Source organism: Oleiphilus sp. HI0061 (assembly GCF_001635675.1).
In genome coordinates this window covers 22,911-30,650 of the sequence record NZ_LWFE01001842.1, presented here as the reverse complement: position 1 = coordinate 30,650, position 7,740 = coordinate 22,911, and the positions used below count along the sequence as shown (strand labels likewise).

Annotated in this window: 5 protein-coding genes; all 5 read left to right on the top strand. The window is 43.9% G+C overall.

Translation table 11 applies throughout. The features are described from left to right. Positions 1 to 947, top strand: a 947-nt coding sequence (locus A3735_RS28100; RefSeq protein ID WP_197486114.1) for a GH3 auxin-responsive promoter family protein, incomplete at its 5' end; no start/stop codon positions are given. After that, positions 947 to 2,044, top strand: a complete 1,098-nt coding sequence (locus A3735_RS28095) for a hypothetical protein (RefSeq protein WP_068510708.1) — start codon at positions 947 to 949, stop codon at positions 2,042 to 2,044. The genes A3735_RS28100 and A3735_RS28095, both read left to right, overlap by 1 nt. A gap of 13 nt (positions 2,045 to 2,057) precedes the next feature. Next, complete coding sequence (locus tag A3735_RS28090; protein WP_068553539.1) at positions 2,058 to 3,239, top strand: efflux RND transporter periplasmic adaptor subunit; 1,182 nt, start codon at positions 2,058 to 2,060, stop codon at positions 3,237 to 3,239. Next, positions 3,236 to 6,556, top strand: a complete 3,321-nt coding sequence (locus A3735_RS28085) for an efflux RND transporter permease subunit (protein WP_068510713.1) — start codon at positions 3,236 to 3,238, stop codon at positions 6,554 to 6,556. The genes A3735_RS28090 and A3735_RS28085 overlap by 4 nt, the downstream gene beginning before the upstream one ends. Beyond that, positions 6,553 to 7,656 carry a hypothetical protein gene (locus A3735_RS28080; protein ID WP_068510715.1) on the top strand — a complete coding sequence of 368 codons (1,104 nt, stop codon included), beginning with the start codon at positions 6,553 to 6,555 and terminating at the stop codon, positions 7,654 to 7,656. The genes A3735_RS28085 and A3735_RS28080 overlap by 4 nt, the downstream gene beginning before the upstream one ends. Positions 7,657 to 7,740: the final 84 nt, after the last annotated feature.

Sequence of the window (7,740 nt, the reverse complement as noted above, 5' to 3'; positions counted from 1 at the left end):
GTCAGTGGCCTGAGACTCTTTCTGGCTTATCACATCTATCCGCACCCAAAAACCCTGACGCCGCTAAGTCGTTAGATGCTTGGGATGGTGAGTTAAGTGCTAAAATGACAAGTATGCTTTGGCCCAAACTTGGTCTCATCAGTGCTTGGGACACCTCATCATCTAAAATTTGGGCGAACAAACTACGCGACTTGTTTCCCCATTGTCGTTTTCAAGGAAAGGGCCTTTGGGCCACTGAAGGCGTCATTAGCTTCCCGTTTCAGGGGAAATACCCATTAGCACTGACTAGTCACTTTTATGAGTTTGAGGACCTGGACACCAATCAAATACATACTAGCTGGCAGCTAACGGAGGGCCAGAATGTACGTCCCATTCTAAGTAGCTCTAATGGTTTACTTCGCTACGCGATGAATGACCAGCTGAAGGTAACCGGCTTTTTAGATCAATGCCCTTGCTTTGAATTCATTGGACGCCTTAGTGGTGTTGATATGGTGGGTGAGAAACTGTCGCCAGAGCTGGCAGTTAATATTATTAATGAGTTTTCCATGCATGACGCTATTTTGCCAATAAGCTTACTCGCGCTCCCTTCTTATTCTGAAGCAAACTTACCTCGCTATGCTTTGTTATGCGAAAACCAGGCTACATATAACAGACTTAACACTTGCGAGCAGAAAAACCTACAGGTCGAACTTGATCGCGAACTAGAAGAATTTTTGCTCCAGAACTTTCACTATAAACTTGCTCGCGAACTTGGTCAGCTCGATCATGCGCACGTTTTGCTCATGGAAGATGCCATGCAGGTTTATACCTCGCATAAGATAGCGCGTGGCATGGTGGCTGGTAACGTTAAAATTGAACCTCTGGTACTTTGGCAAAACGAACTATTCTCTCCTCAATGCTCGAGCGCAAGCAATGAACAGCAAAACAGAGTCGAGGCCGTAAGCTAATGAGCCAGCGCTACGAAATTCGCCCCGCCGAAGATGGTGATTCAGCTGCACTACTACGCCTGATTGATCAAACGCCACAGGAAGGAGAAGTGCACCTGAATTTTGAGCGCGCACCTAACTTTTTTCATGCAACAAAGGTGACCACAACAGATCCGGATGTTTGGGTCATGATTGATCATAAAACAGAGACCTTGTTGGCCTCATTCAGTATTGGTAAGCGCGAAGTTTATGTCGACGGCGAAAAAAGATTAACCCGTTACGGCAATGATCTACGTATTCACCAGGATTATCGTGGCGGAAGGACACTGTTACGTTTATTCAAAAAGTATCGAGAACTGATGCAGGATGAGTGGATGCAGACTGTGATATTGGACGAGAATAAAGCCTCTATCAACTCAGTCGGAAGTGGCCGTCTAAGTTTGCCGACTTATCACCAGGCCGGACAATTTCGTACTTATATGGTAGATCTGTATAAGAAGCAGCATAAAGCCACAACACTTTTAGTGCGACGAGCTAGCAATGCCGATAAAGCTCAGATGCAGTCTTTTTTCGATAAGCATGCGCCATCAAAGCAATTTTACCCTGTCTATGACTTTTCAAAAATTGGCACCAAAGACAATTACTATCGCGGGGTCGATATCGAAAATTATTTCCTCGCTTATGATGACGATGAACTTATCGGTATGTGCGCCGTATGGAACCAAAAAGATTTTAAACAAACGCGCTTTGTATCCTACCAAGGCAAGATGAAAGCCCTCAGGCACATCAATAATATTAAGAGTAAATTCTTTGGCGGCCTCCAGCTACCAAGTCCTGGAAGTTTAGCGAGCTACCTTAGCCTTCACACGGTTCTTTGTGCCGACAACCGGATTGATATCTTTCAAGATTTGCTGAGCTGCATCCTTAAAACCTATCACGCAAGTGATTATGAGGCGCTTATCTTTGGTTTTGATACGCGCGACCCTTTACACGAAGTTGCAAAAAACTTGAAGGCATATCAGCTTTTAAGTAATCACTATCTCGCTAGTTATGGCGATGACCCGAGCAAAGAAATGAAGCAACAGGGCTTGTTTTATCTCGAACCAACACGTCTATAATTAGCAGTAAGTTATGATGCAGTATCTAAAAAAATATCGTTCCGTCTTCCTCGCGCTTATCGTCGCGCTTGGCCTGATTTCTTGGCTCTACGATAACGCACCCGAGCCTGAGCAAAGTACTCAACAGAACCTGGCGCCAAGAGTTCCTTACACAGAGGTAATCGAAAGCAGCCAAGCGATTCCAATCTATAGTCGCGGTAGAGTATCTGCCTCAGAAGTTCGTCAGATTACCAATCAGGTACCCGGCCTGGTCAAACGTGTCAGCAAAGAGCTTAGTATAGGCGCAAGGGTCAAGCAGGGCGACATTCTCATTGAACTTGAACAACAGCCTTTTGTACTCGATATCGCACAAAAACAAGCTGAACTTGACCGAACTAAACTTGAATTAGTCAGAGTTAAAGCAAAGGCGGCTGTCGCACAAAAAGGCCTAAAACGAAACGCAACTGACTATGCGCGTCATATACCACAGGTGCGCCATGCCAGCAGTCAAGTTTCGGCCGCGGAAGCCGCCTTAGCTTATGCAAAACAACAACTCAAGAAGACTGTAATCAGAGCACCAATAGATGGCAAAGTCATTAAACTGAGTATTACTGAAGGCGAGTACATACTGGCTACCTCAAATGTTGCAACAATCTATGGGACTGACGAAGTTGAAGTCCGACTCCCGTTAAATGACCAGCAAATTGAAATTCTCGGTCTAAATCATAAAGGCTACTTGGGCAAAACAAGTAAACCTATTGCTAGCTTGAACAGCTATCAAAACCCGACAAAACAATGGCAAGGACTTATCGACCGAATTGAAGGGGAGCGCGATAGAAATCAGCTTCTTTATGTTATTGCGCAAGTTTCAAGCAATAACGCTTCAAACAAATCTAGCAAGAGCTTACTACCAGGCTCCTTTGTTGAAGCAAGGATCGAAGGGCAAGTAATCAATAATTTAAAGCTAATTCCTCGTAGTGCTGAACCTGCCAACAACACTGTTTGGACGATTGATAACGATATGCGCTTACACAGAAAAAATATCGAACTAGTGTATCGTGGCAAAGAGCTATCCTTCGTAAAGGCGGGATTAAATGCAAACGAACGTATCGTTACCGGTTCATTTCATTTAATGGCAGAAGGTATGAAAGTTGAGCCTTACCTAGCCAATGATCTCGCGCTTATTGAGCACCCTGTAGCGAGTACAATTCAATGAAAGGTGCGATCGCATGGTTTGCACATAATCCGGTTGCCGCCAACTTGCTTATGTTTACCGTGTTTGCCTTGGGTTATATCAGCCTGCCCGATATTCGCAAAGAGCTGATCCCAAATGTGTCCCTTGAACGTATTGGGATAGATACGAGCCTGCCTGGTGCGTCAGTTGAAACCATAGAATCTAGCATCTGCAAGCCAATCGAAAACCAGATTTATGATATTGAGGGCACACTTGAGCTTAGCGCTATTGCGCATGAGGGTTTTTGCTCAATGACTCTTGACGTAGCAGACGGCTACCTCACGAAAGATATACTAGATACAGTTAAAAGCCGTCTCGAAAACTATGATGCCTTACCAGACGAGGCAGAAGAGCCAACCGTCAAGGAATTGATTGTACGTAATCGCGTTAGTAAATTAATTCTCAGTGGCACCGCGGACTACGCTAGCATGAGCAAGATGGCGCGAAGCATACGCAGTGAAATCCTCGAAAACGATAACATCAGCATCATCGACCTAGAAGACGTTAAAGACTCTGAAATACAAGTCTATATCCCGGCACATAACTTAGAGCAATATCAAGTTAGCTTCGAAGAGATCAGTCGTCTAATTAGGCAACAATCAAATCAGTTACCAGGTGGCGTATTAAAAACCCATGACGGTGACGTACTAATCACCAGTGATGCTAAAAAAAGTGATGCAGAGGGTTATCGAAATATCATTATTGCCTCGAATGCTGACGGTGCCGAGGTAAGACTAGGCGATATTGCGAGCATCATCGACAACCGAAATAGCCCGCAAAGTCAGGCATCCTTTGACCACCGTGCAGCGGTTTCTCTCGATGTCTATCGTGTTGGCAATCAGAGTATTGTTACCATTGCCGAGGCAATTAAAGGCTATATAAAGCAAAAGCAACTGCCTGACAACATGCACTTATACGTTTGGCAGGACGAAGCAAAAAACTTTAAAAGCCGCATTGATTTATTGCTGGAAAATGCATTCAGCGGCCTCTTGCTACTCTTTGCGCTCTTGGTTCTGTTTCTTAATTTACGTCTCTCATTTTGGGTCAGCCTGGGAATACCATTTTCGTTTTTTGGCAGTCTGTTATTAATGCCCTCACTGGATGTATCCATCAATATTGTGTCACTGTTTGCTTTCATACTAGTGCTGGGCATTGTGGTCGATGACGCAGTGATCGTTGGGGAGTCAATTCATAGCCAGAATCAGGCAGGAAAATATGGTAGTGAAGGCGCGCTTGCTGGTGTCTATGACGTATATAAACCGATACTTTTTGCAGTCACTACAACCATTGTAGCCTTTTTGCCTTTACTGTTCTTACCAGGCCCCGAGGGTCAGTTAATGCAGGCGATACCTATTATAGTTATTTGTATTCTAGTGTTTTCGCTCTTGGAATCGATCTTTATTCTACCTGCGCACTTATCCCGTAAGGCATCAACATCAAGCGACGAAAAGAAAGACAGTCTGTTAAGTAAAATACAAAAGCAATTCAGCCAACACCTCGATAAATTAAACCAAGGTTTATATCAACCTTTATTAGTGATGGCTCTAAAACATAAAGAACTGGTTATCGTTAGTTTTAGCTTAATGTTTATCATCTTTATGGTCTTACTATCGACTGGTTGGATGAGAGTGGCGTTGGGCGTCGCGATTGATGCAGAGGTTGTTAATGCCTCAGTTGCTTTTCCGGAGGGCGCTTCACGCAAAAAAACTGAAGCTGCAGTGAATAAAATGTTGAAGGCAGCGGAAGATTTGCGTATTGAGCTAAACGAGTCTTCTTCGCCCAGTATTAGTGAACCTGTAATCTTGCACGTTTATTCGGTTATCGGCCCAACGCTTAAGATATCGAATCAGGAAAACAAACAAAACCTTGATCATACCGCCCAAGTAACGCTAGAACTGTCTGACTCAAAAACGAGAGAGCGTAGCGGTCAGGAAGTCTTAAACCGTTGGCGCGAGTTGATTGGCCGTATTGATGGAGCAAGCAAGCTTAGTTTTAGTTCTAGCCTAAGCCCCTCAAAGCCTGATATCAATATTGAGCTTTCCGGTTATGATCGCTTACAGCTTGAAACTGCTGCGAAACAGTTAAAGGATAAACTGAGTCATTACAGCGGAACTTATGACTTGGCAGACTCCCTTAATGAAAAGAAAAAACAGGCGCAGATCACCTTAAAGGATAACGCTATTTCACTTGGACTAACGCTTGAGCAGGTTATCAGGCAAGTCAATAGGGCGTATCAGGGTGAAGTGGTGCAAACGATCCAAACGCAAGATGATGAAGTCGATGTCTGGCTAGGCTTGCCTGAAGAAGAACGAGCTTCGATGTGGTACCTGGAGCACCTGCCAATTTTGATAGCAGATGGCAGCTATATAGACTTGTCAATAATTGCTGATATTCACTTCCGACAGGCACCGAATAATATTCGCCGCTATGAGCGCAAGCGAGTGGTGACCGTGAGCGCATACGTCAATACAGAACATAACTCGGTTTACAATATTCAAAAGGACCTTAAAGAACACTACCTCGACACGCTAGTCGCGCAATATCCAGATATGAAGTGGGGAACCGCAGGTAAACAAAAAAGTATTGTGGCGTTTTTAGATATTCTGTTTAACGGTTATCTAATCGCTATCTTCGTAATGTATTTGATGATGGCGGTTTTATTCTCGTCTTACAGTCAGCCCTTATTGGTTTTGTTTGCAATCCCTTTTGGAATTCTAGGCTCACTTTTCGGTCATATGTTATTAAATCTGGAATTAACGCTTTGGTCATTCATAGGTATGGTGGCGGTCAGCGGTATTGTCGTCAATGACAACCTGGTCTTGATGGACTGTATTAATGAGCTGCGCAAGAAGGGCGTGAATATCTTTAGTGCAGTATGCGAAGCTGGCAAGAAACGCTTCAGGCCAATACTCTTAACGTCAATTACAACGTTTGCAGGCTTAACACCTTTGATCCTGGAAACCAGCATTCAGGCTAAGTTTTTAATACCCATGGCCGTATCGCTGGCCTTTGGGGTTATTTTTGCAACACTGATCAGCTTGCTTTTAGTGCCCGCAAGCTACCTATTACTGGATCAATATATCAAGAGCCTAAGCACCGCTAGCAAACAGGTAACGAATAATGCGCTCGACTCCGAGAGCGTTGAAGACGCCTATCAACGCGGTTTTGAGCAGGGCAGTCGAGCGAAGAAGAAATCACAGAGCCCATATAATGATGAGGTATTAACTTCAAGCTGGGAAGCAGGTTGGCTTGATGCGAAAAATACCCTTAACGTTCTCAAGACGGATCAGGCATCATGAGTATATTTCAACGTCACCCGAAAGATCATGTTGCCTTATGGTTTGAACAAAGGCGCAAGCTAGGCGTAAGTGATGACATATATTGGGGGCGATATACGCCTCACACCTCAGAGCAAGAAGAAGCGCTAAAAGTAGATATCTTCCAGCACGCCAATGGTGACGGCATGAGCATAATGAAGCACATGCTGAACGATCTCGGTTTCACCAGTGTGAAGATCCCTAAGTGTAGAGAAACCGGTGAACCTGACACTCAAGAATTGAAAGCGATCAAAGCAAAAGTTCAACCTTACCCTAAAAGGGTCAAATGGCGTTTTTGGAAAGCGGATAATCAAGTAAGCCAAAATTCGGTAGACACTCTATTTTTTGATCGTTATGAAACCGCAGCTATCGAACAACGAGCAAAATCTCTCGATATCCCTTTAACAACCTTTATACTATGGGCGCTAAACCGCTCGGCTGCCAAGCATTTACTTGCAGATTCAAAAAACTGCAATCAAAGCTATTCGTGGTTTTATCCCGTTAATTTAAGGGGGGCAGCTAATTTTGGAACCGACTCAGACTATGCAAATTTCTCCAGTGGATTTTATATCCCTCTCGAAGCGGATATTTCACCTACCCAGTTAAACGACAGAATTCGCGAGCGGCTAAAGTCACGCGAGCATTGGCTGCACTGGCAACAAGCCAAGATAGCTAAATATCTACCTGGCTTTATGATTAGATTTTTATATCGCTACCTCAGCAATAAATCCTTTTACGCTGGCAATTTCTCCGCAATGGGGAACTGGTTAGATGAAGATACCTCTGCCTTACCGAGCAAACAGGCAGAAGCGGTTTCAGCATTACAAAAAGAACGCTGGTTTTGCTGTGCACCAGGAACAAAGAACTATCCGATATCAAGCTGCGTCATGAAGTGGAATGGTCAGCTCGGTTTAACGCTTAAGCTTCATTCTTCGATCGTAAAGGATGACAAGGTTTCGCTTGAAACGCTTTGTGATTGGGGTAATGAGCTTTTTGAAGATAATCTCTTCGACATCAATAGCGCTGTAGGTCGCAATCAAATTGTTTCTTATAAATACACCGACCATTGCCAAGGTATTTAACATTATAATATCCGTATTACCAATGCGGTTTGTAAGACGAAGTCATTAGATTCACTAGTTCACAAAATCTTGAAGCTGGCTAAA

Excerpts from the sequence above, each read along its gene's own strand:
- A3735_RS28095 (WP_068510708.1), top strand. The coding sequence starts at position 947 with ATGAGCCAGCGCTACGAAATTCGCCCCGCCGAAGATGGTGATTCAGCT.
- A3735_RS28090 (WP_068553539.1), top strand. The coding sequence starts at position 2,058 with ATGATGCAGTATCTAAAAAAATATCGTTCCGTCTTCCTCGCGCTTATC.
- A3735_RS28085 (WP_068510713.1), top strand. The coding sequence starts at position 3,236 with ATGAAAGGTGCGATCGCATGGTTTGCACATAATCCGGTTGCCGCCAAC.
- A3735_RS28080 (WP_068510715.1), top strand. The coding sequence starts at position 6,553 with ATGAGTATATTTCAACGTCACCCGAAAGATCATGTTGCCTTATGGTTT.